The organism is Streptomyces sp. NPDC002734, assembly GCF_040295685.1.
GTDB lineage: Bacteria > Actinomycetota > Actinomycetes > Streptomycetales > Streptomycetaceae > Streptomyces.
In genome coordinates this window covers 48,436-70,183 of sequence record NZ_JBEOVU010000015.1, presented here as the reverse complement: position 1 = coordinate 70,183, position 21,748 = coordinate 48,436, and the positions used below count along the sequence as shown (strand labels likewise).

The window sequence follows — 21,748 nt, the reverse complement described above, 5'->3', positions numbered from 1 at the left end:
ACCGACCGTGGGGGGAACCATGGCTCTGTTCGGCAACGCGCACCCGATCGACCCGGCCCAGGCGCAGCAGGAGTACGCCCGCCTGATGGGCCAGGGCGAGCAGGTGCGGGCCGCCTACCTGCTGATCCGCGACACCATCATGCTCACGGACCGCCGCCTGATCCTGGTGGACAAGCAGGGCATCACCGGCAAGAAGACCGAGTACCACTCGATCCCGTACCGCTCCATCACGCACTTCGCGGTGGAGACGGCCGGCACGTTCGACCTGGACGCGGAGCTGAAGATCTGGGTGTCCGGCTCCTCGATGCCGATCCAGAAGACCTTCACCAAGGGCGTCGACATCTACGAGGTCCAGGCGATCCTCACGCAGTACGTCGCCGGCTGAGCCGCCGCGCGCCGGGTCGCCGCCGGGAGGCGCGCGCCGGGGTGCGGAATCCGCGCATCTGGGGCGTTGCGGCCGCCCGGCTTCGCAACGGGGGGTGTTGGGCCTTAGGTTGCCGCTCATGGCAATTCCCCAGGTCATCCCGATCGCCCATGAGCCGGACGGCCGTACGGCCACCATCGGCCGCTACGCCGACGGCCAGTTCCTGGCATCGGTGACGTACGCGTACCCCGTCGGGTACCGCCCCGACGACGAGTGGGAGCGGCAGCGGCGGCTCTACGCCGTCCTGCACACCTTCGACGCGGACGGCGTCCACCGGGACACCGACGTCTGGTTCGGCGGCACCTGGGCCGACCAGCGGCGCGACCCGGCGGTCCTCGGCCAGGCCGAGGCACACCTGACCAAACTGCTGGAGACCCTGCCCGCCCGCTCCTACGGCGACATTGCCGTCCGCCCCTTCCGCCGCACCGTCGACGGCGTCCTCTTCGGCCTCCTCGTCGAGTCCGAGGACGAGGGCGACGAGTGGACCGAACTCCACCCCGACCGCCTCGGCTTCGGCCCCCCGTGGAACGGCACGTACGAGGCCTGACACCTCGCCGGCCGTCACCTCCGCGCCCCCTGGTGCCCTGAACGTGTGATGCGCCGGGCGGCCGACGTGCCGCCCGGGCCCACGTGTCCACCTCGCGGCACCAGGCACCCGGCTGACGGGAGTTCGTCACGGGACGGGCCCCGTGGAGAAGCCGATGCCCCGCTCCCGGAGGGCGCGACGCACCGGAACCTGAAGGGCCGTGCCCCGGTCCGTTTGGCGGTCCCTCTGTACTACCCACTGTGCTGAAAACACCCCACCAAGCCCCACCCCTCCCTCCCGTCGGGCCCGGCTCACTCCCGCGAGTGAATATGCCCGGGAGGGCTGGATTTGGGCCCGGTTGCCTGCCTTACGCTCAGCGACACAACCGCAGACATGTGACGGCCCCCGCCGGGACTGGCATCCCAGTGCGAGGGCCTGACCACCGAGGAAGAAAGCCGCTTCCCGATGGACACCGAAAACCCTAGCGCGCCCTCGCGCGCCCGGTCCCGTAACCGGGGCACAAACCACCCCGCCGGGCGGTCGTTCGCGGGCGTCGTCCACGACAACGTCCGCCACACCGAGAACTTCACGGTGATCGGCAACGACCTGGCCCAGCACCAGCAACTCTCGCTGCTGGCGATCGGGCTGGCCTGCTACATCCAGTCGGTCCGCACCGGCACCGCGGTCGACATCAAGACCCTCGCCGCCCGTTTCCCCGAGGGCACCACCCGGATCTCCGCCGCCCTGCGCGAGCTCGAAGCCCACGGCTACCTGCGCCGCACCCGCGAGCGGACGTCCACCGGACAGGTCGTCACCCGCACCGTCTCCTGCAACAGGCCCGGTCACAGCGCCGCCCGGGAGACGGCCCCCCGCCGGCCCGCCCGGCGCGCCGCCGCCACCGCGGACGAGCCCTCGCCACGCAAGCGCCTCCCCGCCGTCCCCCAGCCCGCGTTCCCCGCCCCCGTGCTCCTCCAGGCGGCCGTCGAGGTCCTGGTCGGCCTGCGCCGCCTGGACCCGCGCCTGTTCCTGTCGGCCACCGACGCCGAACACCTCGCGCCGGGTGTCGCCGCGTGGCTGGAGCGGGACGTCCCACCCAGCGTCGTGCGCCGCGCGCTGACCGAGAACCTGCCCGACGTGCCCCTGGTCCGCCCGGCCGCGCTCCTCGCCCACCGCCTGACCGCCCAGCTGCCGCCGCTGCCGCCCCTGCCGTCCGCCAGGGCCGCGGACGCCCCGCCACCCGACCTCCGGCACCCGCTCCACACCTGCGAGACCTGCGACCGCGCCTTCCGTGCCCCGGAGCCCGGCCACTGCGGCGACTGCCGCAGCGAACTGGTCGCGTCCGGCGGGTGAGCCCCGGATGTGCTGCCCCAGCGCCACATTCCGGGCTCACCTGAGGGCTACACGCACCCGCGCACGCCGGAGGGCCCCGTCCTGCCGCGTGGAGGCGGCGGGACGGGGCCCTCGGGGACAGCGGTGACGCGTGGGGCCCTGCGCGGGCCCCGTGGGACTACTTCGGCTGCGGCTTGCGGACGGAGATGTGCAGCTCGCGCAGGCGGGCCTCGTCCAGCTCGGTCGGCGCGCCCATCATGAGGTCCTGGGCGTTGCCGTTGAGCGGGAAGGCGATGGTCTCGCGGATGTTGGGCTCGTCGGCCAGCAGCATCACGATGCGGTCCACGCCCGGGGCGATGCCACCGTGCGGCGGGGCGCCGAAGCGCAGGGCGCGCAGCATGCCCGCGAACTCGCGCTCGACCGTCTCGGCGTCGTAGCCGGCGATCTCGAAGGCCTTGAGCATGATCTCCGGCTCGTGGTTCCGGATCGCGCCGGAGGACAGCTCCACGCCGTTGCAGACGATGTCGTACTGCCAGGCCAGGATGTCCAGCGGGTCCTGCTTCTCGAGCGCGTCCATGCCGCCCTGCGGCATCGAGAACGGGTTGTGCGAGAAGTCGATCTTCCCGGTCTCCTCGTCCTTCTCGTACATCGGGAAGTCGACGATCCAGCAGAACCGGAAGACGCCCTCCTCGAAGTGGCCGGCCCGCTTGGCGGCCTCGACGCGGACCGCGCCCATGATCTTGGAGACCTCGTCGAACTCGCCGGCGCCGAAGAAGACGGCGTGGCCGGCGGCCAGGCCGAGGCGCTTGGTCAGCTCGGCGACGTTCTCCTCGGTGAGGAACTTGGCGATCGGGCCGGTCAGCGAACCGTCCTCGGCGACGCGGACCCAGGCGAGGCCCTGCGCGCCGAGGTCGACGGCGAACTGGCCGAGCTGGTCGAAGAACTTGCGCGGCTGGGCGGCGACGTCCGGCACCGGCAGGGCGCGGACGTGCTTGCCGGCGAAGGCCTTGAAGTCGGAGCCCTCGAAGACGTCGGTGATGTCGACCAGCTCGAGCTTGGCGCGCAGGTCCGGCTTGTCGGAGCCGTACTTCAGCATCGACTCGCGGAACGGGATCCGCGGGAAGGGCGAGGTGACCTCGCGGCCGTTGCCGAACTCGGTGAAGAGCTCGGTCATCAGCTTCTCGATCGGCTGGAAGACGTCCTCCTGCTCGACGAAGCTCATCTCGACGTCGAGCTGGTAGAACTCGCCCGGCGAACGGTCGGCGCGGGCGTCCTCGTCGCGGAAGCAGGGCGCGATCTGGAAGTAGCGGTCGAAGCCGGAGATCATCAGCAGCTGCTTGAACTGCTGGGGCGCCTGCGGCAGCGCGTAGAAGCGGCCCGCGTTCAGGCGGGAGGGCACGACGAAGTCGCGGGCGCCCTCGGGCGAGGTGGCGGTGAGGATCGGCGTCGCCATCTCGTTGAAGCCGAGCGCGGTCATCTTGTGCCGGATGGCGGAGATGACGGCGGTGCGCAGCATGATGTTGCGGTGCATCCGCTCGCGGCGCAGGTCGAGGAAGCGGTACTCCAGACGGCGCTCCTCGTTCACCCCGTCCTCGGCGTTGATGGTGAACGGCAGCGGGGCGGCCGCGCCGAGCAGCTCGACCTCGGCCACCTCGACCTCGACCTCACCGGTCGGCAGGTCGCTGTTCACGTTCTCCGCGCCGCGGGAGACGACCTTGCCGTCCACCCGGACGGTCGACTCCTTGGACATCTTGTCCAGGGCCTCGTACGCGGCGGTGCCGGGACGGGCGACCAGCTGGGTGATGCCGTAGTGGTCGCGCAGATCGATGAAGAGGATGCCGCCCAGGTCGCGCCGATTGTGCAGCCAGCCGCTCAGCCGGACGTCGGTGCCGACGTCAGAGGCGCGGAGCTCGCCGCAGGTGTGGGACCTGTACCGATGCATCGTCGTTCATCCAGTCTTCGTGGAAGCGGGGTCTCCCGGCATGACTCGGCCGGGCCCTCCCAGGGTACCGGTCGTGCTGTCGCCCCTTCCCCTTGGTTTCCCCGCCTCGCGGGGGTCCCGGGCGCCCGGGCATACGGAACATGTGCGTCCACTTCGGATGGCAGGCTTGGTCGCCGTCTTCCTACAGTGGTGCAATGCGCCACCACGATCCCCTGTCGGCCGAGAAGGTCCCGGAGGTCCTGTCGATCCTTTCGGTCGGCCTCTGGCAGTGGGACACGGCCGACGACCGGATCACCGCCGACGCCGAGGCGGCCCGTCAGCTGGATCTGCCCGCCAAGCCGGTGGTGCTGCGCGAGTCCCAGATCCGCGCCAGGGTCCACCCCGAGGACTGGAACGAGATGCTGGCCGTCGTCCAGCTGGCCCTCGCCGAGAACACGCTGGCCGAGGCGCGGATCCGGGTGATGGACGGCGACAGCCGGGTGCTGCGGACCCTGCGCTCGCGCTGCCACCCCACCTACAACGCGCAGCGCGACTCCTACGAGGTCGTCGGCATCATCCAGGAGGTCAGCGACCCCGCACAGGGCGCCGTCTCGCAGGGCCCGGTGATCGGCGACTGGCGGCGCAACCGGGAGGCGTTCCTGCTGGACGCGGGCCGGGCGCTGGCCGAGGCGGGCTCCACCGACGAGGTGCTGCGGGTCGCCGCGGGCCTGGCCATGCCGGGTTTCTCCCCCGACGGCCTGGCCGTCTTCGGCGTCGAGGGCAACCGGCTGACGGTGGTCGGGCACCACGGGCAGCCCCAGCAGGACGCGTTCCCGTTCACCCAGATGTCGGTGGACACCGACTACCCTGCCGCGGAGGTCATCCGCACCGGCCGGCCGGTCTACCTCCGCTCGCCCGACGAGTACCGCTCCCGCTATCCCAGCGGCTGGCCGCTGGCCGCGCACTTCGGGCGCAGGTCCTGGGCCTTCCTGCCGCTGGTGGTGGGAGGCCGGACCATGGGCGCCTGGATGGCGGGCTTCGCCCATCCGGTGAAGTTCACGCCCGACGAGCGCTCGGTCCTCACCACGGTGGCCCGGATGCTGGCCCAGGCGCTCTCCCGGGCGGGCACGGCCGAGACGGAACGCGAACTGAGCCAGGGGCTCCAGGCCTCGATGATGCCGCGCCTGGGCCCGAAGATCCCGGGCATGGAGATCGCCGGCCGGTACGTGCCCACCGGCGGCGGACTCCAGGTGGGCGGCGACTGGTTCGACATGATCCCGCTGCCCGGCAGCACCGCGGGCCCCGGCCCCGGCGGCCGGTTCGCCCTGGTCATCGGCGACGTACAGGGCCACGACGTGCGGGCGGCCGGCCTGATGGGCCAACTCCGCATCGCGCTGCGCGCCTACGCCTCCGAGGGGCACCCGCCGGACGCGGTGCTCTCCCGCGCCTCCCGGTTCCTCCAGGGCATCAACGACTCCGAGGACCCCGACGACACCCGGTTCGCCACCTGCCTGTACGTGGAGGTGGACCCGGACAGCGGCGCGCTCACCATCGCCCGGGCCGGGCACCTGGACCCGGCGATCCGGCTCACCGACGGCACCGTGCTGCTGCGGTCGACGGCGGGCGGACTCCCGCTGGGCGTCCATCCCGACCCGGACTACCCGATCACCGAGTTCACCCTGGAGCCCGGCGAGACGCTGCTGCTGTGCACCGACGGGCTCGCCGAGACCGGCGGCCACGACCTGCTCACCGGCTGGCTGCGGGTCCGCGACATCCTGGAGGCCGCCGACGACGGCGGTGACATGGAGGAACTCGCCGACATCCTGGTGGACGCGGTGCTGGGCCCGTCGTCGCACTCGACCGCCGGCCCGCTGCCCGACCGGCGCGAGGACGACATCGCCCTGCTGCTGCTCCACCGGCTCACCCCGGAGCGCCTGGCGCGCCACGGCGACGAGGAACCGCTGCCGAAGCGCAAGGTGGTGGCGACGGTGGCCCAGGACCAGCCGGAGCGGATCGCCAACGCGCGGGCCGACCTGCGGCAGCTGATGCACGACTGGGCCGAGCAGGACCACGTCGACTCGGCGGTGCTGCTCACCTCCGAGATGCTGGCCAACGTCCTGATGCACACCGATGCCGACGCCACCCTGATCGCCGAGATCACCGGCACCGGCGCCCTCCGGCGGCTGCGCGTCGAGGTCACCGACTCCGACGACGCGCTGCCGCACAAACGCGACCCGGGGGAGATGGCCTCCTCCGGCCGGGGCCTGGTGCTCATCGAGCAGCTGGCCCAGGCCTGGGGCGTCGACCCGCGCGGGGACGGCAAGACCATCTGGTTCGAGCTGGAGGAGCCGGAGGAGGAAGAAGGGGAGGGCGAGGGGGACGGCGACGGCTGACGGCCGGGTCAGCCCTGCGGGCCGGCCGGGGTCATCCCGTGGGCGGCCGGGATCCGCCCGAAGCGGCCCTTCTGGAAGTCCTCGAAGGCCTGCGTCAGCTCGTCACGGGTGTTCATGACGAACGGGCCGTACTGCTGCATCGGCTCGCGGATCGGCTGTCCGCCGAGCAGGACGATCTCGAGGTCGGGGGTGTTCCCGTCCTGCCGCTCGTCCGCCCGGAAGGTCAGCGAGGTGCCCTTGCCGTAGACGGCCGCCTGGCCGGTGTGGACCGGGCGCCGCTCCGTGCCCACCGAGCCTCGGCCGGCCAGCACGTAGGCGAGGGCGTTGAAGTCCTCCCGCCAGGGCAGCGTGATCTCGGCGCCCGGGGCGACGGTCGCGTGGATCATCGTGATGGGCGTGTGGGTGATGCCCGGGCCCTGGTGGCCGTCCAGCTCACCCGCGATCACGCGGATCAGCGCGCCGCCGTCGGGGGAGGTCAGCAGCTTGACCGTGCCGCCGCGGATGTCCTGGTAGCGCGGGGCCATCATCTTGTCCTTGGCCGGCAGGTTCACCCACAGCTGCAGGCCGTGGAAGAGACCGCCGGACATCACCAGCTGCTCCGGCGGCGCCTCGATGTGCAGCAGGCCACTGCCGGCCGTCATCCACTGGGTGTCGCCGTTGGTGATGGAGCCGCCGCCGCCGTGGCTGTCCTGGTGGTCGAAGGCGCCGTCGATGATGTACGTGACGGTCTCGAAGCCGCGGTGCGGGTGCCAGGGGGTGCCCTTCGGCTCGCCCGGCGCGTACTCCACCTCACCCATCTGGTCCATCAGGATGAACGGGTCCAGGTGCCGGTGGGCGATGCCCGCGAACGCGCGGCGCACCGGGAAGCCCTCACCCTCGAAACCGCTGGGCGCGGTGGTGACGGTCAGCACGGGACGGGCGGTGGCCTCGGCGGGCGCGGTGACGCGGGGCAGGGCCAGGGTGTTCTCGACGGTCACGGCGGGCATGGCGGTGTACCTCCTGTGCGGCGGCAACCTGGGCGGCTGCATCCTCGAGGAAGAGATTAGTTGATTGTTGAACTTTCCGCTAGTTGAGAGTTCAACTTTCTCGGGGTGCGCGTAAGGCCCGGAGGGAGGTCCTCCGGGCCTGTGACTCCACGGCGGGGCGCGGCGGGGCGCCGGCGCTCAGGTGTACATGCGCCGCATGGCGTAGTCGACCATCTGCTCCACGGTCTGGGCGTCGAAGACCATGCGGTGCTCGCCCTCCATGTCCAGCACGAAGCCGTACCCTGAGGGCAGCAGATCCAGCACCTCGGAGCCGGTGATGACGAAGTACTTGGACTCCTTGCCCGCGTACCGCCGCAGCTCCTTGAGCGAGGTGAACATCGGGATCACCGGCTGCTGCGTGTTGTGCAGCGCCAGGAAGCCCGGGTTGTCGCCGCGCGGGCAGTAGACCTTGGACGTGGCGAAGACCTGGTGGAAGTCCTCCGCCGTCATCGTGCCGGTGGTGAAGGCGCGCACCGCCTCCGCGAGGGAGGGGGGCGCGGCGGTGGAGGGCTCGGGATAGAGCGGCTGCTGCGGCTGACCGTAACCGCCGCTCATGCCGCCCATCGGCTGCTGCTGGTGCTGCTGCGGCGGCGGGGCGTACTGCTGCTGGGCGCCGGCGTTCGGGTCGTAGCCGTACATGCCGCAAAGACTAGTCAACGACGCGTCCTTGAAGCGACGGGTTGGCGGAGCGGGCCTCTCCGGTCCCCGGGGCGGCGGGTGTGACGGGGGTGACAGCGGTGGCCGAGGTGGTGGGTGTCGCGGAGGTGGGAGAGGTGGTGGGTGTGGCAGAAGAGGCCGAGGTGGCGGAGGCGGAGGCCCGCTCGGCCGAGCGGCGCGGCAGGCGGGGGAGGAACCGGCGGCGGGTCAGCCATGTGCCGGCGGCCACCAGGAGACCGAGGGCGAGGAGCGACCAGGCGACCTGCCGCAGGGTGGCCGTCAGCGCGTCGTACACCGAGGCCGCCGCCGCGCGGGAGACGCCGGGCGGCAGGTCGGCGAGGATCGCGGCCCTCCCCACCAGCAGCGCGACCACCAGTACCGCGCCGCCGACCGCCGTGCCGAGGGCCGTGGCGGTGACGGCGCGGCGGCGCCGCACCGCGACCCCGATGCCGGCCACCGCCAGCACCCCCGCCGACACCGGCAGCCACACCCCGGCGACCTCCAGGGTGCGCAGCCCCTCCCGCAGCCGCCGCAGCTCCTGCGGTTCCAGCACCGCCACCCGCGCGTGCCGAACCGGGATGCTGCCGGCCAGCGGCACGTTCTCGTCGGCCAGCTCGTGCCGGATCCGCTCGGTGATCGGCGCCAGGTCCACCGTGACCGGGCCGTCGCCCCGCTCACGCAGGGCCTTCAGCACCGCCTCGTGGGAAGCCCGGTTGCCGGCGTCCCAGATGGCACGGAACGCCGCGGTCCGGGTGAAGGAGTCCACAGCGCTGTGGACGAAGGGCGCCGCCGAGGGGGGCAGCTCGCGCCGGTCGGTCAGCTCGTGCACGATCCCGGCGCCCACCGTGTCCGCGATCACCCCGCGCACCGCGGGGTCCGAGGACAGGGGTGCCATGCTCTCGACGTACCGGTTCGTGTCGGCGACCTGGTGCACCGCCCAGGCGGCGAGCGCGCCGAACGGCAGCACGAGGCACGCCGCGACGGTCAGGGCCGCCGACAGCACGTCACGGAGACGGCGCGTGCGGGGACTCACCCTCCCAGCAGACGCCGCCCGCCCGGCCGGGGCGAGCGACGCGCGTCCGACCGGGTGAGGCGGCGGCCCCCGGGACCGGGCCGAGGGCCCGGCCGCACGGGGTCCGGATCAGTGACGGCGTATCGAGCGGGCCATCTTGAGCGTCCGCATCAGCAGGCGCACCTTTCCGCCGCGACGCCGCCGGCGGTGCCGGATCGTGCCGTAGCCCGCGGGCCGCACGGAGGAGGCAGGGGTGGTGGCGGGGGACTCCGGCGCGGTGGGTGACGTGGACGCCGCGGGCCCGACGGCTTCCGGCGCCGTCCGTCCCGTGAAGGACTCCTGTCCGTACTCCTCGACGCGTCGTGCGTCCTGCCGTTCGGTGAGCGGATACCCGAGGTCGCCCGTCCGGACGTTTCCCGGCCTCGGGTGGGTCTGTATCCGGTAGAGGGCGGAGACGAAGACGCCCACCGCCAGGGCCGCCCCCAGGACGACGGAACGGATGACACTGGTGTCGGTGGTGCTCACCAGGAAGCCCAGCGCGATGCCGGCGAAGGCGGCCCAGGCCACGGCGCGTATGCCGCGGGACAGCCGCGGGGTGAGCGCCAGCATCGCCGTCAGCGCCAGCACGAAGGCCAGCGCCGCCATGAAGCCGTAGAACGTGTTCCAGCCGGTGATCGGTCCGCCGTCCCGGGTGTTCGCCGCGGCCCAGTAGCCGTAGATCAGCCCGGACCCCACGGTCGCGACCATCTTCATGGTCTTCGTCCCGCGGTCGCCCAGCAGCCGCAGGTCGGCCTGCGGGCGCGAGTCGGCCCCCGGGTGCCAGGTGCCGGGAGGCCGGGACAGGGAGCCTCGGGGGGCGTGTGGCGCGTACGTCATGGAAACGCTCCTCTCCGCCGGAAACCGGGCGGTCGTCGAACCGGACCCCGAGCATGGGACGGATGCCGCGGACGTGCGGCGGCCTGTGGACAAAGTCCGGCTCCGATATCCAGCGGACACCCGTACGAGTGAACGGGCAACTCGGGAACCCGCCCTTGTCCACGACCGGATGCAGGCCCTCCACGCCCGTGTTTCGCTGAAAACATGCAGTCCACGCCCCCTGCAGGGAGAAGCGACGCCGGAGGTCCGGTCTACGATCCGGCTGCGCCGCGTGCCGTGTTCGTGCGGGGGGTCCGGACGACACGCTTCCTCTACTGGCGCGGCCACGCGGTCAGCTGGGTGCTCCCGGTGCTGATCGGGGTGGTCGGCATCGTGGCGGAGTTGGCGACGCCGGACTGGTTCCGGGCCGCCTCCTGGCTGGTGCTGGTCCCCGGCGTGGCCTCGGCGCTGTGCAGCGTCCGGGTGACGGCGACCCTTGCGGTGCTTGCGCTGGTCGCCTACGGGGTGGTCACCGTGGTCTCCCGGCCGATGGTCAGTGTGTGGCCGGTTCTCGTACTGCTGATCGTCGGAGGGATCCTCTCGGTCTTCGCGTGCGTGGTGCGTGTCACCCACGCGAGCAGACTCATGCAGATGTCGGTGGTCGCCGACACCACGCGCCGCGCGGTCCTGCGGCCCTTTCCGCCAGGGCTGGGCGGCCTCGAGCACGCGGCGCTCTACATGCCCGCCAACAGCGAGGCGCGGGTCGGAGGCGACTTCTACGACATCCAGCCCAGCCCGTGGGGCACGCGGGTGCTCATCGGAGACGTCCAGGGCAAGGGGCTGGAGGTGGTCGAGACGGCGGCCGCCCTGCTCGGCACCTTCCGCGAGGCCGGGTTCCACGAGCGGTCCTTGTCGGTGGTCGCCGGCCGGCTGGAGATCCGGCTGAAACGGCAGGTCGCCTACCGCCTCGACCTGGGGGCCGAGCAGGACCGCGACCGGTTCGCCACGGCGGTGATGCTGTCTTTCCCGGCCGACGAGCCGGGCGTCGTGGAGATCGTCAACTTCGGTCACGAGCCACCGCTGCTCATCAGCCCCTCGGGGGAGTGCGGTCCGCTGGGCGGCGCGCACGGTTTGCCGCTGGGGATGAGCGATGTCGCCGACCTCAGGCCGCCCGTGGTGCGCGCCACCGTGCCGGTGGGATCCACGCTCCTGCTCACCACCGACGGGGTGACCGAGGCGCGGAACGAGGCGGGGGAGTTCTACCCGCTCCGTGAGGAGGTCGCTCGTGCGGCCGCGCGAAGCCCCACGCTGCGCAGGCCGCGGGGGATGGCCCGGTTCGTGCGGGACGGGGTGCTGCTGCACTCCGACGACCACCTGGGGGACGACACGACGATCTTCTGCGTCCGGCGCCCCGGGCCGGACGAGCCCCCGCCGTGGCGGCGGTCGGCGAGGTCGCTGGACGATCCCGACGACGACGACGACGACGAAGAGGACGTGGGCGGGGCGGAGGTCGCGGGAGGCGTGGGCCCGGCGCGCGTCGGCGCTGTCGGGGAGGCGCGGTCGCCCGGGCGGTTCCGTCCCGGGCCGCAGCGGGTCCGGACGTGGCGCCGGAGGCGGGTGACCGAGGAAGGGTGAGAGCGGGGGCGCCGGACGGGCGGGCGTGGAGGACGTGGTGAGGGCACCGGAGGGTGCGTGAGGAAGGGGTTCCGCCGATGGTTCCGCGACGCGTGGCCGTGGACCTCACCGAAGGGCTGGACGACGCCTGGTCGGGGGTCGTCGGGTTCGTGCCGCGGCTGGCGGCGTTCCTGGTGGTGCTGGTCCTCGGATGGGCCGTCGCCAGGACGGCTGCCAAGGTGCTGGACCGGGTCCTCCGCACGGCCGGCTCGGAGAGGCTGGCGGAGCGGTCGGGGGTGCGGCGCCTGCTGCGGGAGGCGCCGCACGACCTGACCGGGATCGTCAGCCGGCTGGTGTTCTACCTGCTGATGCTGGCGGTGCTGCGGCTGGCGCTGGGCGCGTTCGGGCCGAACCCGCTGGGCGCGATGATCGACGGGGTGGTGGCGTGGCTGCCGCGCGGCATCGTGGCGGTGGTGCTGGTGGTGGTCACGCTGGCGGTCGCGGACGCGGTGCGCAAGGTGGTGGGCTCGGTGCTCGCGTCCGCCGCGTACGGCGGTGCGGTGGCGCGCGTGCTGTGGGCGGTCGTCCTGGTCCTCGGGTCCGTCGCGGCGCTGAGCCAGGCGGGGATCGCGACGGGGGTGGTGCTTCCGGTGCTCTACACGGGGCTCGCGACCGCGGGCGGCATCGCGGTGGTGGGGGTCGGGGGCGGACTGATCGGGCCGATGCGGTCGCGGTGGGAGCGGTGGCTGACGCGGACGGAGCAGGAGGTCGCAGCGGCGCGGGGTGGGGTGGCGGCGTATCGGGCGGAACGTGAGGGGGAGGCGGGCCGCGGGGGTGGGCGCCGCCCTCGGGACGGGTGACGTCCTCCCGCCGGGGGGCCCGCCCCTGTGGGGCCGGGGTGCCGCACCTGGTGCGGGGGCGTACGTGAAGGCTGGGGCTCGGTGGGTGTGCGAGCCGCGGCTCGGGCGAGGTTGTGCGAGCCGCTCGCCGCGGAGGCGCCGCCCTGCGCCCGCCCGTGCCGCCCTCTGGGCGGCCCAGCCGCCCGCAGCGGGTACCCCATCGCCCCTTGCGCGGCCCTGCCGTCCGCAGCGGAGCGGGTACCCCCATCGCCCCCTGGGCGGCCCAGCCGCCCGCAGGGGGTGGGGGCGTGGCGCGGTGCTCCGGAGCCCTGTCGCTCAGGGGCGGGGTGGGAGGAGGTTGTGGTGGTGGATGAGCCAGGTGATGGCGGTGAGGCGGCAGACGGCGTAGTCGTGGCCCGGGGGCTCACGCCAGTGGAGGTCGTCGAGCGCGTCGAGGAAGCCGAGCGCGTAGTCCGTGAGGTCGGCGGGGTCCGGTGCGGCCGGGGTGAGGGTCGCGGCGGGGCCGGCGGCGGAGAGCCGGTCGCGCAGCTCCGCCACGTGCTGGTCCACGGCTGCGGTGAAGCCGGGCTCGAAGGCGAATTCGGCGAAGCGCGGTGTGAAGGTACGGGCGATCCGGGCCAGCGGGGACATGCCCCCACGGTAGGCAGGGGCCGGTCTCCCGCGGGGCCCGGCCGGGGATGGAGCCCGTCACACGCCCCGCCGCGCCCTAGCCGGGCCGCCCGCCGGTGTCACGCCTTCATGCCTTCAGCCACACCGTGGTGTCCGCCGGGAGTTCCGTGCCCGCGGCGTCGAGCGGCCCGCTGGCGAGCAGGACCCGTCCCGCGGGGAGCGGGACCGGCGCCGAGGTGGTGTTGGCGACGACCTGCCAGCCGCCCGGGCGGGCGAAGTGCAGGACGCCGGGGCCGGAGCCGTCGAGCCAGGTCAGGGACTCGTCGGCGCTCAGCACCCCGCGGCGGACGCGCAGGGCCGCCCGGTAGAGCTCCAGCGTGGAGCCCTCCACCCCGTCCTGCGCCTCGACGGACAGCTCGGCGAAATGCTCCGGCTGCGGCAGCCACGGCAGTCCGTCGCCCGATCCGCCGCCCGACCCGCCGCCCGGTCCGGCGCCGGTCCCGCCGCCGGAAGCGGGGCCGAACCCGAACCCCGCGCCGTCCCGCGTCCACGGCAGCGGCACCCGGCAGCCGTCGCGCCCCTTGCGGGCGTGCCCCGTCTGCTCCCAGATCGGGTCCCGCAGCGCCTCGGCGGGCAGGTCGGCGACCTCCGGCAGCCCCAGCTCCTCGCCCTGGTACAGGTAGGCCGAGCCGGGCAGCGCCAGCATCAGCAGGGTTGCCGCCCGCGCCCGCCGCAGCCCGAGTTCCGTGTCGACGACGGGTTCACGGCCGTCGGAGAGCAGCCAGGCGTCCGGGTCCGCCTCCGGTGGCAGGGCGAGGCGGGTGGCGTGCCGGATGACGTCGTGGTTGGAGAGCACCCAGGTCGCCGAGGCGCCCGCCGTACGGGCCTGCTCCAGCGAGGCGGTGATCACCTCGCGCAGCGCCTCGCCGTCCCACGGGGCGCGCAGGTACTCGAAGTTGAACGCCTGCCCCAGCTCGTCGGGCCGCGCGTACAGCACCCGCCGCCCGCCCGGGACCCAGGCCTCGGCCACCGCCATCCGCGGCGGGGAGTAGGAGTCGAGGATCTTGCGCCAGTCGCGGTAGATCTCGTGCACCTCGTCCCGGTCGTAGAGCGGGTGCTCGCCCGGGGCCATGCCCTCCAGCGCCTCGTCGCCGCCGGCCGCCAGGTCTCCGAGGTCGCGCAGCGGCTCGGTGAGGTCCTTGGCGAGTGCGTGCGCCACGTCGACCCGGAAGCCGTCGACGCCGCGGTCCGACCAGAACCGCAGGGTGGTGCGGAAGTCGGCGCGCACCTCCTCGTTGTCCCAGTTGAGGTCGGGCTGCTCCGGGGCGAACAGGTGGAGGTACCACTGGCCGTCCGGCACCCGCTCCCAGGCGCTGCCGCCGAACACCGAGTGCCAGTCGGACGGCGGGAGTTCGCCCCCTTGACCGCGGCCGTCACGGAAGACGTACCGGTCCCTGGCCGGGGAGCCGGGGCCCGCCCGCAGCGCCTCCTCGAACCAGGCGTGCCGGCGCGAGGTGTGGTTGGGGACGAGGTCGACGATCACCTTGAGGCCCAGCCGGTGCGCCTCGGCCACCATCAGGGCGAAGTCCTCCAGCGTGCCCAGGCGCGGGTCGACGTCCCGGTAGTCGGCGACGTCGTAGCCGCCGTCGGCGAGCTCCGAGGGGTAGAAGGGGCTCAGCCAGACCGCGTCCACGCCCAGCGTGGCCAGGTGCGCGAGGCGCCGGGTCACGCCGCGCAGGTCGCCCAGGCCGTCGCCGTCCGCGTCGGCGAAACTGCGCGGGTACACCTGGTAGATCACCGCCTGGCGCCACCAGTTGGGGTCCCTGGACGACAGGTCGGGGGCGTTGCGCTCGGCGGGGTTCTGCTCGGGCGGGGGACTGACGGTCACGACGACTCCTGCGGCTCGGCTCCGGTACTCCCGTACCTCCCTCCACTTTTCACAACCTGTGGACGACCGTGTTCATGCCGCGCGGACATGTCCGCAAAAGCCGCCCACGTGCCCGCACCGCTGAGCCCCTTGCCGTGGGGCTGACGCGGCCCTAGGTTGAGCCGCACGTTGATCGTCGTTCACCCGTCGTTTCCCGATGTCGTTCGCGATGTCGTTTCCCGTACTTGGCGAGGTCGCCTTGATCGCACGTTCGCACGCACGTCACCTGCGCGCCGTGGGCGCCGCGCTGGTGACGGTGGCGGCCCTGGTCCTGGCGGCCCACCTGGGACCGTCGGCCACGGTGGCGCCGGGGCCCGGGACCACGGAGAACGAGGCGGTCGAGAGCGCGACGGACCGGTTATGACGCCTGGGGCGAGGCCGTGGAGTCGGACGCCGGGTAGGCGTGCGTCTGCCCGGCCTTGACCGCGGCCCACACCTCCCCGCCCGGGGAGAGCCCCAGTTCGGCGGCGGAGACCGTGGTCAGGTCGGCCGCCATGGGCAGTTCGCCGGTGAGCTCCGCGCGCACGCGGTCGCCGTGCGTCTCGATCCCGGCCACCCGGCACCGCCACACGTTGCGCGCGCTGGTGCCCACCGGGCGCTCGCGGTGCAGGGTCACCGCCGACGGCGGGAAAGCCACGAAGACGTCGCCGGACAGGTCCTCGGTCACGGTCACCGCGGCCGTGCCGTCGTCCAGGCGCACCCGGTGCCCCGCGGCGGTGCCGCGGTAGAGGTTGAGGCCCACCAGGCGGGCGACGTAGTCGGTGCGGGGCCGACGGGCTACCCGGTCGGGGGCGCCCGTCTGGACCACGCGGCCCTCCTCCACCACCACCAGCCGGTCCGCCAGGACCATGGCGTCCAGCGGGTCGTGGGTGACCAGCACGGCCACCGCCTCGAACTCCTCCAGGTGCCGTCGCAGCGTGGCGCGGGTCTCCAGCCGGGTGCGCGCGTCCAGCGCCGCGAGCGGTTCGTCGAGCAGCAGCAGCCGGGGGCGGGTCGCCAGCGCGCGGGCCAGCGCGACCCGCTGGGACTGGCCGCCGGACAACTGCCGCGGGCGGGCCGCCGCGTGCTCGGCCAGCCCCACCCGCTCCAGCCACCGCCCGGCCTCGGCCCTGGCCTCCCGCCGCGGCAGGCCCTGGCAGCGCAGGCCGAACGCCACGTTGTCCCGCGCGGACAGGTGGGGGAAGAGGAGATGGTCCTGGAAGACGACGCCGACCGGGCGGCGCTCGGCGGGCAGCGGGGCGAGGTCCTCGCCGTCCAGGCGCAGGCGGCCGCCGTCGAGCGGGGCGAGACCGGCCAGGGCGCGCAGCGCGGTCGTCTTGCCCGCGCCGTTCGGGCCGAGCAGGGCGACCACCTCGCCCGGCGCGGCGCCCAGCGTCACGTCCAGCCGGAACGCGCCGCGCCGCACCACCAACCGTGCGTCCAGCCCCTCCTCCGCCGGGCCGCTCGCCGCCACAGCCGCGTCCCCCGCCGCGCCGTCTCCCGCCACGCCGTTCTCCGTCGCACCGTCTCCCGCCGGCCGGTCCGCAGCCGCCGCGTCCTCCGTCACGCCCCCACTCCCGTCGTCCACCGGTCCCGCATCGCGGCGAGGACCGCCACCGAGACCGCCAGCAGCACCAGGGAGAGCGCGACGGCGGCGGCCGGGTCGCTCTGAAGGGCCAGGTAGACGGCGAGCGGCATGGTCTGTGTGCGGCCCGGGAAGTTGCCCGCGAAGGTGATCGTCGCCCCGAACTCGCCGAGCGCCCGCGCCCAGGCCAGCACCGCGCCCGCGGCGACCCCCGGGGCGATCAGCGGCAGCGTCACCCGCCGGAAGGCGGTGAACCGGGACGCCCCCAGCGTGGCCGCCGCCTCCTCGAACCGCGGGTCGGCGGCGCGCAGCGTGCCCTCCACGCTGATCACCAGGAACGGCATCGCCACGAACGCCTCGGCGACGACCACGCCCGCCGTGGTGAACGGCAGGGTCACGCCGAGCCAGTCGTCCAGCAGCCGGCCCACCACGCCGTCCCGGCCCAGCGCGAGCAGCAGCGCGACACCGCCGACCACCGGCGGCAGCACCAGGGGCAGCGTGACCAGGGCGCGCACCAGCCGCCGGCCGGGGAAGTCGGTGCGGGCCAGCACCCAGGCCAGCGGCACGCCCAGCACCAGGCAGAGCGCGGTCGCCGTGGTCGCCGTCAGCAGCGACAGCCGCAGCGCCTCCCAGACCCGCGGGCTGCCGAGCTGCGCGGGCAGGGCGGCCCACGGCGCGCGCAGCAGGAGCGCGGCCAGCGGCAACAGCAGGAAGACCAGACCTGCCGCCGCGGGCACCAGCAGGGCCAGCGGGGCGCGCGCGGCCGGCCGGGCGGTGCTCACCGTGAACCCGGGGCGCCCGGGTCCGGGTCCGGGTCCGGGTCCAGGAAGCCCGCCTCGCGCAGCACCCGGCGGCCCTCCGCCGAGCGGACGAACTCCACGAACTCGGCGGCGCGTTCGGGCTGCGGCGCGTTCTTCAGGACGGTGATGGGATAGCTGTTCGTCGCGGTGTCCGCCTCGGGGAACTCCACGCCGGTCACCGCGTCGCCCGCCGCCTTCACGTCGGTGGCGTACACCAGCGCCGCGTCGGCCTCCTTCAGCCGCACCTTGGTCAGCGCGCCCTTGACGTCCTGCTCGTAGGAGGCGGCCCGGACGCGGACCCGGGCGGTGTCCAGCGCCTTGCGGGCCGCCGCGCCGCACGGCACGGAGACGTCGCAGAGCACCACCTTCAGCTCCGGGCGGGCCAGGTCGCCCAGGCTCCGCAGACCGTGCGGGTTGCCGGGCAGGGTGACGATCGACAGCCGGTTGCGGGCGAACACCTCGGGCCGCCCGGACGTCTCGCCCGCCTGCGTGACCCGGTCCATGGTGGCCTGGTCCGCGGAGGCGAAGACGTCGGCGGGGGCGCCGCCGGTGATGCCCGCGGCCAGGGTGTCGCTGCCGCCGAAGCTGAACTCGACGTTGACGTCCGGGTGTTCGTCCTCGAACCGCTCCCCGAGGGTGCCGAAGGACTCCTTGAGGGAGGCGGCGGCGAACACGGTCACCGTCGGCTCCGCCTCCTGCGCGCCGCACCCGGTGAGGACCACGGCCGCCGCCAGGGCCGCGCCGGTCCACCGCCGCCCGCGCCTCACCGCTGCTCCACCGGCCGGTCGACGTGCACGCTGGTCGCCTTCACCCGGGCGGTGGCCTCCACGCCGACCTCCAGGCCGAGTTCCTCCACGGCCTCGCGGGTCATCAGCGACACCAGCCGGTGCGGGCCCGCCTGGATCTCCACCTGGGCCGCCACGTCGCCCAGCGTCACCCCGGTCACGATGCCGGCGAACGCGTTGCGCGCCGACGTGTACGCGGGGCGCTCCTCGTCGCCCTGCCGGGCCAGCTCCACGGCGAAGGCCGCGAGGTCCTGCCCGTCGACCACCCGGCGTCCCCCGTCGTCCCGCCGGGTCGCCAGCCGCCCGGCGTCCGCCCATCGCCGCACCGTGTCGGCACTGACCCCCAGCAACCGGGCCGCCCGAGCTATGGAGTACTCACGCATGTGCGTCAACCTATGGCACTTACCGCCGCGCATGCCAGCCTTCGCCGGTTTTTCCCCGGCATCTGCGGTCCTGGAGTCGACGCGGCGCACGTTTTCTCCGGCCCCTGTGTAACGCCGCTCCCGGCCCGGCGCGTCAAAGGGGTGTGAGCACGCGCCCGAGGCCCAGGAGGAGCAGTCCATGAGCAGAGCGGCACGCCGGCAGGCAGAGGCGGAGAGGTTCTTCGAAGAGGCAGGTCCCCGCCTCTTCCGCACCGCTCTGCTGGTCTCCGGCGACTGGCACCTGGCGGAGGACCTGGTGCAGACGGCGCTCGGCAGGATGTTCGTCTCCTGGTCCAAGGTGCGCCGCGCGGACAGCCCGCAGGCCTACGCCCGCACCGTGCTGATCCGCGCCTACCTCTCGCACGTCCGGCTGCGCCGGACCGGTGAGAGACCGACCGGCACCCTCCCCGACCGGGCGAGGACGGGCCCCGACCCGGCGCTGCGGGTGGCCCTGCTGGACGCGCTCGGACGGCTCTCCCCGAGGGACCGGGCCGTGGTCGTCCTGCGGTACTGGGAGGACCGCAGCGTCGAGCAGACCGCGGCCGAACTCGGCATGAGCGCGGGCAACGTGCGGGTCCGCAGCGTACGGGCGCTGGACCGGCTGCGGGCGGCGCTCGAGAGCGAACGGGACGTGCTGGTCGGTGAGTGAGTCGAACGAAGGGCGGGCCGCGCCGCCCGCCATCCGGTCCCCACGGACGAGAGAGGCCAGGACAGCCATGGACAACCGAGTGGAACGCCCCGACGAGGGACTCGGCGCCCGGGTGGGCGCCCTGCTGGAGGAGTGCGCACAGGACGTGATCCCGCCCGCCGAGCTGGTCCGGGGCGGGCTCGCCCAGGGGAGGCGGATGCGCGTCCGCCGGAGGGTCACGCGCACCGTCACCGCCCTCGTGGTGGCGGGCGGCGTGACCACCGGGGCGCTGGCCGTGGGCGGCAGTCCCGGTCGGGCGCCGGCCGAGGCCGCCCGGGGCGTCGTCGTCCCGGACTTCTCGTCCGTCGCCGCGTCCTCGGCCGCGGCCGACCGGACGCCGGTCACCGGAGCCACGGTGCTGCGGACCCTGGAGGCGCTGCTCCCCGGCGATCCGGCGGTGAGCGGCCGGCAGAAGTGGGACGGCGACGCACCGGGCTCGGGTGCGGGCGCACGCCTGCTGGCCGACGGGGCGGAGGTCCAGGCCGACGTGCAGGGCGACTTCCAGTTCGCCATGCGCAGGCACCCGTCGAAGGAGGCCCCGCCCGGGGCGCGGGCGGACACGCCCGGTGGCAAGGAGGCGGCGCCCGGTGGCAGGGAGGCGGCGCCCGGTGGCAGGGAGGCGGCGCCCGGGGACAAGGAGGCCGCGCGGCGGAAGGCCGGGCCCGCCGAGGCGCCCGAGGTGGACGAGGAGGCCCTGCGGGACTTCTACTCCTGCGCGGGACGGAGGACGGCCGGTGTGCGCCAGGCCTCCTGCTCGGCCCGGAACCTCGACGACGGTTCGATGCTGATCACCTATGAGGAACGTGAGGGCGAGCTGGTCCGGCGGATCGCCGACGTCCTGCGGGGGGACGGCACCCGGGTGGTGATCACGGCCGTCAACGGCGCCGACGGCAAGTACGGACCCGCCCTCTTCGCCACGCCCCCTTACACCCAGACGCAACTGGCCGCCCTGGCCGCCGCACCCGGGTGGAGGGCCTGGGCCTGACGCCGGGCCGGCGCTCACCCCGGGCGGCGGGGGGATCGGGGCGCCGCCCCGCCCCGTTCACCACGCGGTGGCGAGTGCCCCCACGGACTCGGCGACGGAACGGTGCATCGGGGTGGTCGGGCGGCCGATCAGGCGGGAGAGGGCGCCGGGGGTCGCGGACAGCTGGCCGCGGGCCACCGAGACGTCCGCGCCCGCGAGCAGTTCGGCCGCCCGCTCGGGCAGTCCGGCGGTGATCAGGTGGGCGAGGTAGCCGTCGAAGGTCATCGCCCGGTACGGGACCTCCCGGCCGGCCTGGCGGCTCACCTCGGCCGCGTACTCGGCCAGGTTCCACGCGGTGTCGCCGCCGAGCTCGTACGTCCGGTTCTCGTGGCCCCGGCCGGTGAGCACGGCCACGGCCGCGGCGGCGTAGTCGGCGCGGGAGGCGGAGGCGACACGCCCGTCCGCGCAGGCCCGGGCGACCGCGCCCAGGTACAGCACCAGCGGCAGCTGCTCGGTGAACACCTCGGTGTACCAGTTGTTGCGCAGCAGCGTGTACGGCAGGCCGGAGGCGAGGATCAGGCCCTCCGTGCGCCGGTGGGCGTCGGCCAGGCGGGCCTGGAACGCGCCGGGCACGCTGGTGTACGCCAGCAGTCCCACCCCCGCCACGGCGGCCGCGTCGACCACCGTGCGGTGCTGTGCGACCCGGTCCGCGGTCACGTCGTTGCCGGAGACCAGCAGGACCCGGTCGCCGGCGCGGAAGACGCCGTGGAAGGTGTCCGGGGCGTCGTAGTCGGCCGTCGTCAGCCGCACGCCCCGCGCGGCGAGCGCCGCACCCTTCTCCCTGTCCCGCACCACCGCGACCACCCGGTCCGCCGGAACCCTCTCCAGCAGACCGTCGATCACCAGCGTGCCCAAGCTACCGGTGGCCCCGGTCACGACCATGCGCATGGCACCAGCATCCCTTGCCCCTCCGGCACGCAACAGGCCGGGCCCGCACTCACGAGGAGTGCGGGCCCGGCCCGGTGATGCGTGGTGCGCGGAGCGCGGTACGCGTCAGGCGGGGGTGATGTTCTCCGCCTGCGGGCCCTTCTGGCCCTGCGTGACGTCGAAGTTCACGCGCTGACCCTCCTGGAGCTCACGGAAGCCGGAGGAGTTGATGTTCGAGTAGTGGGCGAAGACGTCGGCGCCGCCGCCGTCCTGCTCGATGAAGCCGAAGCCCTTTTCCGCGTTGAACCACTTAACGGTGCCGGATGCCATGTGAATCTCCCTCTGGGCAGTTTCCGAGACCACACCTCGTGGCCCCGGGGTCGCTGCTCTGGCAATGTCCGGAAATACAAAAGAGTGCTCCCGTTAGACGTAAAGGTCGTCTGAGA

22 protein-coding genes are annotated in these 21,748 nt (G+C 73.9%); 9 read left to right on the top strand and 13 right to left on the bottom strand.

Going from position 1 to position 21,748, the window contains the following annotated elements; translation table 11 throughout:
* The first annotated feature begins 19 nt into the window (after positions 1–19).
* The 3 genes from ABT026_RS15680 to ABT026_RS15670 all read left to right on the top strand — a co-directional run bounded on the left by ABT026_RS15680 (position 20) and on the right by ABT026_RS15670 (position 2,300).
* Positions 20–385, top strand: a complete 366-nt coding sequence (locus ABT026_RS15680; protein WP_108956571.1) for a PH domain-containing protein — start codon at positions 20–22, stop codon at positions 383–385.
* 118 nt (positions 386–503) lie between these two features.
* The gene (locus ABT026_RS15675; RefSeq protein ID WP_351114955.1) at positions 504–971 is read left to right on the top strand and encodes a hypothetical protein; all 468 of its coding nucleotides are present in this window, start codon (positions 504–506) and stop codon (positions 969–971) included.
* A 444-nt stretch (positions 972–1,415) separates the two neighbouring features.
* On the top strand, positions 1,416–2,300 hold the full coding sequence (locus tag ABT026_RS15670; RefSeq protein ID WP_351114954.1) for a helix-turn-helix domain-containing protein: 885 nt from the start codon (positions 1,416–1,418) through the stop codon (positions 2,298–2,300).
* 157 nt (positions 2,301–2,457) lie between these two features.
* Here ABT026_RS15670 and aspS read toward each other — a convergent pair whose 3' ends face one another.
* Entirely contained in the window at positions 2,458–4,221 is a 1,764-nt protein-coding gene (gene aspS, locus ABT026_RS15665) for an aspartate--tRNA ligase (protein WP_351114952.1), read from the bottom strand.
* A gap of 194 nt (positions 4,222–4,415) precedes the next feature.
* On the opposite strand from aspS, the gene ABT026_RS15660 reads away from it, so the two are divergent.
* Positions 4,416–6,593 carry a SpoIIE family protein phosphatase gene (locus tag ABT026_RS15660; RefSeq protein WP_351114951.1) on the top strand — a complete coding sequence of 726 codons (2,178 nt, stop codon included), beginning with the start codon at positions 4,416–4,418 and terminating at the stop codon, positions 6,591–6,593.
* A gap of 8 nt (positions 6,594–6,601) precedes the next feature.
* Here the strand turns inward: ABT026_RS15660 and ABT026_RS15655 are convergent, their stop codons facing one another.
* The 4 genes from ABT026_RS15655 to ABT026_RS15640 form a co-directional block, all read right to left on the bottom strand.
* A complete protein-coding gene (locus ABT026_RS15655) occupies positions 6,602–7,579 on the bottom strand; it encodes a pirin family protein (RefSeq protein WP_351114950.1) in 978 nt (325 codons plus the stop codon).
* 177 nt (positions 7,580–7,756) lie between these two features.
* Positions 7,757–8,257, bottom strand: a complete 501-nt coding sequence (locus ABT026_RS15650; protein ID WP_351115047.1) for an SseB family protein — start codon at positions 8,255–8,257, stop codon at positions 7,757–7,759.
* 10 nt (positions 8,258–8,267) lie between these two features.
* A complete protein-coding gene (locus tag ABT026_RS15645; protein ID WP_351114949.1) occupies positions 8,268–9,308 on the bottom strand; it encodes a hypothetical protein in 1,041 nt (346 codons plus the stop codon).
* Positions 9,309–9,416: 108 nt separating this feature from the next.
* Positions 9,417–10,163, bottom strand: coding sequence for a hypothetical protein (locus ABT026_RS15640; protein WP_351114947.1), 747 nt, complete (start codon positions 10,161–10,163; stop codon positions 9,417–9,419).
* 276 nt (positions 10,164–10,439) lie between these two features.
* Here ABT026_RS15640 and ABT026_RS15635 point away from each other — a divergent pair, with 276 nt between their 5' ends.
* The gene (locus ABT026_RS15635) at positions 10,440–11,777 is read left to right on the top strand and encodes a PP2C family protein-serine/threonine phosphatase (protein WP_351114946.1); all 1,338 of its coding nucleotides are present in this window, start codon (positions 10,440–10,442) and stop codon (positions 11,775–11,777) included.
* Between the two features lie 77 nt (positions 11,778–11,854).
* Positions 11,855–12,616, top strand: coding sequence for a mechanosensitive ion channel family protein (locus ABT026_RS15630; RefSeq protein WP_351114943.1), 762 nt, complete (start codon positions 11,855–11,857; stop codon positions 12,614–12,616).
* Positions 12,617–12,931: 315 nt separating this feature from the next.
* Here the strand turns inward: ABT026_RS15630 and ABT026_RS15625 are convergent, their stop codons facing one another.
* Complete coding sequence (locus ABT026_RS15625; protein ID WP_351114941.1) at positions 12,932–13,246, bottom strand: DUF6401 family natural product biosynthesis protein; 315 nt, start codon at positions 13,244–13,246, stop codon at positions 12,932–12,934.
* Between the two features lie 106 nt (positions 13,247–13,352).
* Positions 13,353–15,113 carry a glycoside hydrolase family 13 protein gene (locus tag ABT026_RS15620; protein WP_351114940.1) on the bottom strand — a complete coding sequence of 587 codons (1,761 nt, stop codon included), beginning with the start codon at positions 15,111–15,113 and terminating at the stop codon, positions 13,353–13,355.
* Positions 15,114–15,351: 238 nt separating this feature from the next.
* Between ABT026_RS15620 and ABT026_RS15615 the strand changes: the two genes are divergently transcribed.
* Positions 15,352–15,516 (top strand): hypothetical protein, encoded by a 165-nt coding sequence (locus ABT026_RS15615; protein ID WP_351114938.1) that lies wholly within the window; start codon positions 15,352–15,354, stop codon positions 15,514–15,516.
* On the opposite strand, the gene ABT026_RS15610 is transcribed toward ABT026_RS15615, so the two are convergent.
* The 4 genes from ABT026_RS15610 to ABT026_RS15595 are packed head-to-tail and all read right to left on the bottom strand — an operon-like array spanning position 15,511 to position 18,684.
* On the bottom strand, positions 15,511–16,638 hold the full coding sequence (locus ABT026_RS15610; protein ID WP_351115046.1) for an ABC transporter ATP-binding protein: 1,128 nt from the start codon (positions 16,636–16,638) through the stop codon (positions 15,511–15,513). The two genes, ABT026_RS15615 and ABT026_RS15610, sit on opposite strands and share 6 nt — an antisense overlap.
* A gap of 56 nt (positions 16,639–16,694) precedes the next feature.
* Entirely contained in the window at positions 16,695–17,498 is an 804-nt protein-coding gene (gene modB / locus ABT026_RS15605; protein WP_351114937.1) for a molybdate ABC transporter permease subunit, read from the bottom strand.
* On the bottom strand, positions 17,495–18,283 hold the full coding sequence (modA, locus tag ABT026_RS15600; RefSeq protein ID WP_502967987.1) for a molybdate ABC transporter substrate-binding protein: 789 nt from the start codon (positions 18,281–18,283) through the stop codon (positions 17,495–17,497). Before modA ends, modB begins: the two co-directional genes overlap by 4 nt.
* Complete coding sequence (locus tag ABT026_RS15595) at positions 18,280–18,684, bottom strand: TOBE domain-containing protein (protein WP_351114936.1); 405 nt, start codon at positions 18,682–18,684, stop codon at positions 18,280–18,282. Before ABT026_RS15595 ends, modA begins: the two co-directional genes overlap by 4 nt.
* Positions 18,685–18,862: 178 nt before the next feature.
* Here ABT026_RS15595 and ABT026_RS15590 point away from each other — a divergent pair, with 178 nt between their 5' ends.
* Both ABT026_RS15590 and ABT026_RS15585 read left to right on the top strand, forming a co-directional pair.
* Positions 18,863–19,372 carry a SigE family RNA polymerase sigma factor gene (locus ABT026_RS15590; protein ID WP_351114935.1) on the top strand — a complete coding sequence of 170 codons (510 nt, stop codon included), beginning with the start codon at positions 18,863–18,865 and terminating at the stop codon, positions 19,370–19,372.
* 67 nt (positions 19,373–19,439) lie between these two features.
* Positions 19,440–20,396 carry a hypothetical protein gene (locus ABT026_RS15585; RefSeq protein WP_351114933.1) on the top strand — a complete coding sequence of 319 codons (957 nt, stop codon included), beginning with the start codon at positions 19,440–19,442 and terminating at the stop codon, positions 20,394–20,396.
* Between the two features lie 57 nt (positions 20,397–20,453).
* On the opposite strand, the gene ABT026_RS15580 is transcribed toward ABT026_RS15585, so the two are convergent.
* Together ABT026_RS15580 and ABT026_RS15575 are read right to left on the bottom strand one after the other, a co-directional pair.
* Positions 20,454–21,323, bottom strand: coding sequence for an NAD(P)H-binding protein (locus ABT026_RS15580; RefSeq protein ID WP_351114932.1), 870 nt, complete (start codon positions 21,321–21,323; stop codon positions 20,454–20,456).
* 105 nt (positions 21,324–21,428) lie between these two features.
* A complete protein-coding gene (locus tag ABT026_RS15575; protein ID WP_043247736.1) occupies positions 21,429–21,632 on the bottom strand; it encodes a cold-shock protein in 204 nt (67 codons plus the stop codon).
* Positions 21,633–21,748: the final 116 nt, after the last annotated feature.

Bases quoted from the DNA above. Each gene is read 5' to 3' on its own strand.
- ABT026_RS15630 (WP_351114943.1), top strand. From the start codon at position 11,855: ATGGTTCCGCGACGCGTGGCCGTGGACCTCACCGAAGGGCTGGACGAC.
- aspS (WP_351114952.1), bottom strand. From the start codon at position 4,221: ATGCATCGGTACAGGTCCCACACCTGCGGCGAGCTCCGCGCCTCTGAC.
- ABT026_RS15670 (WP_351114954.1), top strand. From the start codon at position 1,416: ATGGACACCGAAAACCCTAGCGCGCCCTCGCGCGCCCGGTCCCGTAAC.
- ABT026_RS15585 (WP_351114933.1), top strand. From the start codon at position 19,440: ATGGACAACCGAGTGGAACGCCCCGACGAGGGACTCGGCGCCCGGGTG.
- ABT026_RS15655 (WP_351114950.1), bottom strand. From the start codon at position 7,579: ATGCCCGCCGTGACCGTCGAGAACACCCTGGCCCTGCCCCGCGTCACC.
- ABT026_RS15580 (WP_351114932.1), bottom strand. From the start codon at position 21,323: ATGCGCATGGTCGTGACCGGGGCCACCGGTAGCTTGGGCACGCTGGTG.
- ABT026_RS15590 (WP_351114935.1), top strand. From the start codon at position 18,863: ATGAGCAGAGCGGCACGCCGGCAGGCAGAGGCGGAGAGGTTCTTCGAA.
- ABT026_RS15675 (WP_351114955.1), top strand. From the start codon at position 504: ATGGCAATTCCCCAGGTCATCCCGATCGCCCATGAGCCGGACGGCCGT.
- ABT026_RS15595 (WP_351114936.1), bottom strand. From the start codon at position 18,684: ATGCGTGAGTACTCCATAGCTCGGGCGGCCCGGTTGCTGGGGGTCAGT.
- ABT026_RS15640 (WP_351114947.1), bottom strand. From the start codon at position 10,163: ATGACGTACGCGCCACACGCCCCCCGAGGCTCCCTGTCCCGGCCTCCC.
- ABT026_RS15680 (WP_108956571.1), top strand. From the start codon at position 20: ATGGCTCTGTTCGGCAACGCGCACCCGATCGACCCGGCCCAGGCGCAG.
- ABT026_RS15660 (WP_351114951.1), top strand. From the start codon at position 4,416: ATGCGCCACCACGATCCCCTGTCGGCCGAGAAGGTCCCGGAGGTCCTG.
- ABT026_RS15575 (WP_043247736.1), bottom strand. From the start codon at position 21,632: ATGGCATCCGGCACCGTTAAGTGGTTCAACGCGGAAAAGGGCTTCGGC.
- ABT026_RS15650 (WP_351115047.1), bottom strand. From the start codon at position 8,257: ATGTACGGCTACGACCCGAACGCCGGCGCCCAGCAGCAGTACGCCCCG.
- ABT026_RS15625 (WP_351114941.1), bottom strand. From the start codon at position 13,246: ATGTCCCCGCTGGCCCGGATCGCCCGTACCTTCACACCGCGCTTCGCC.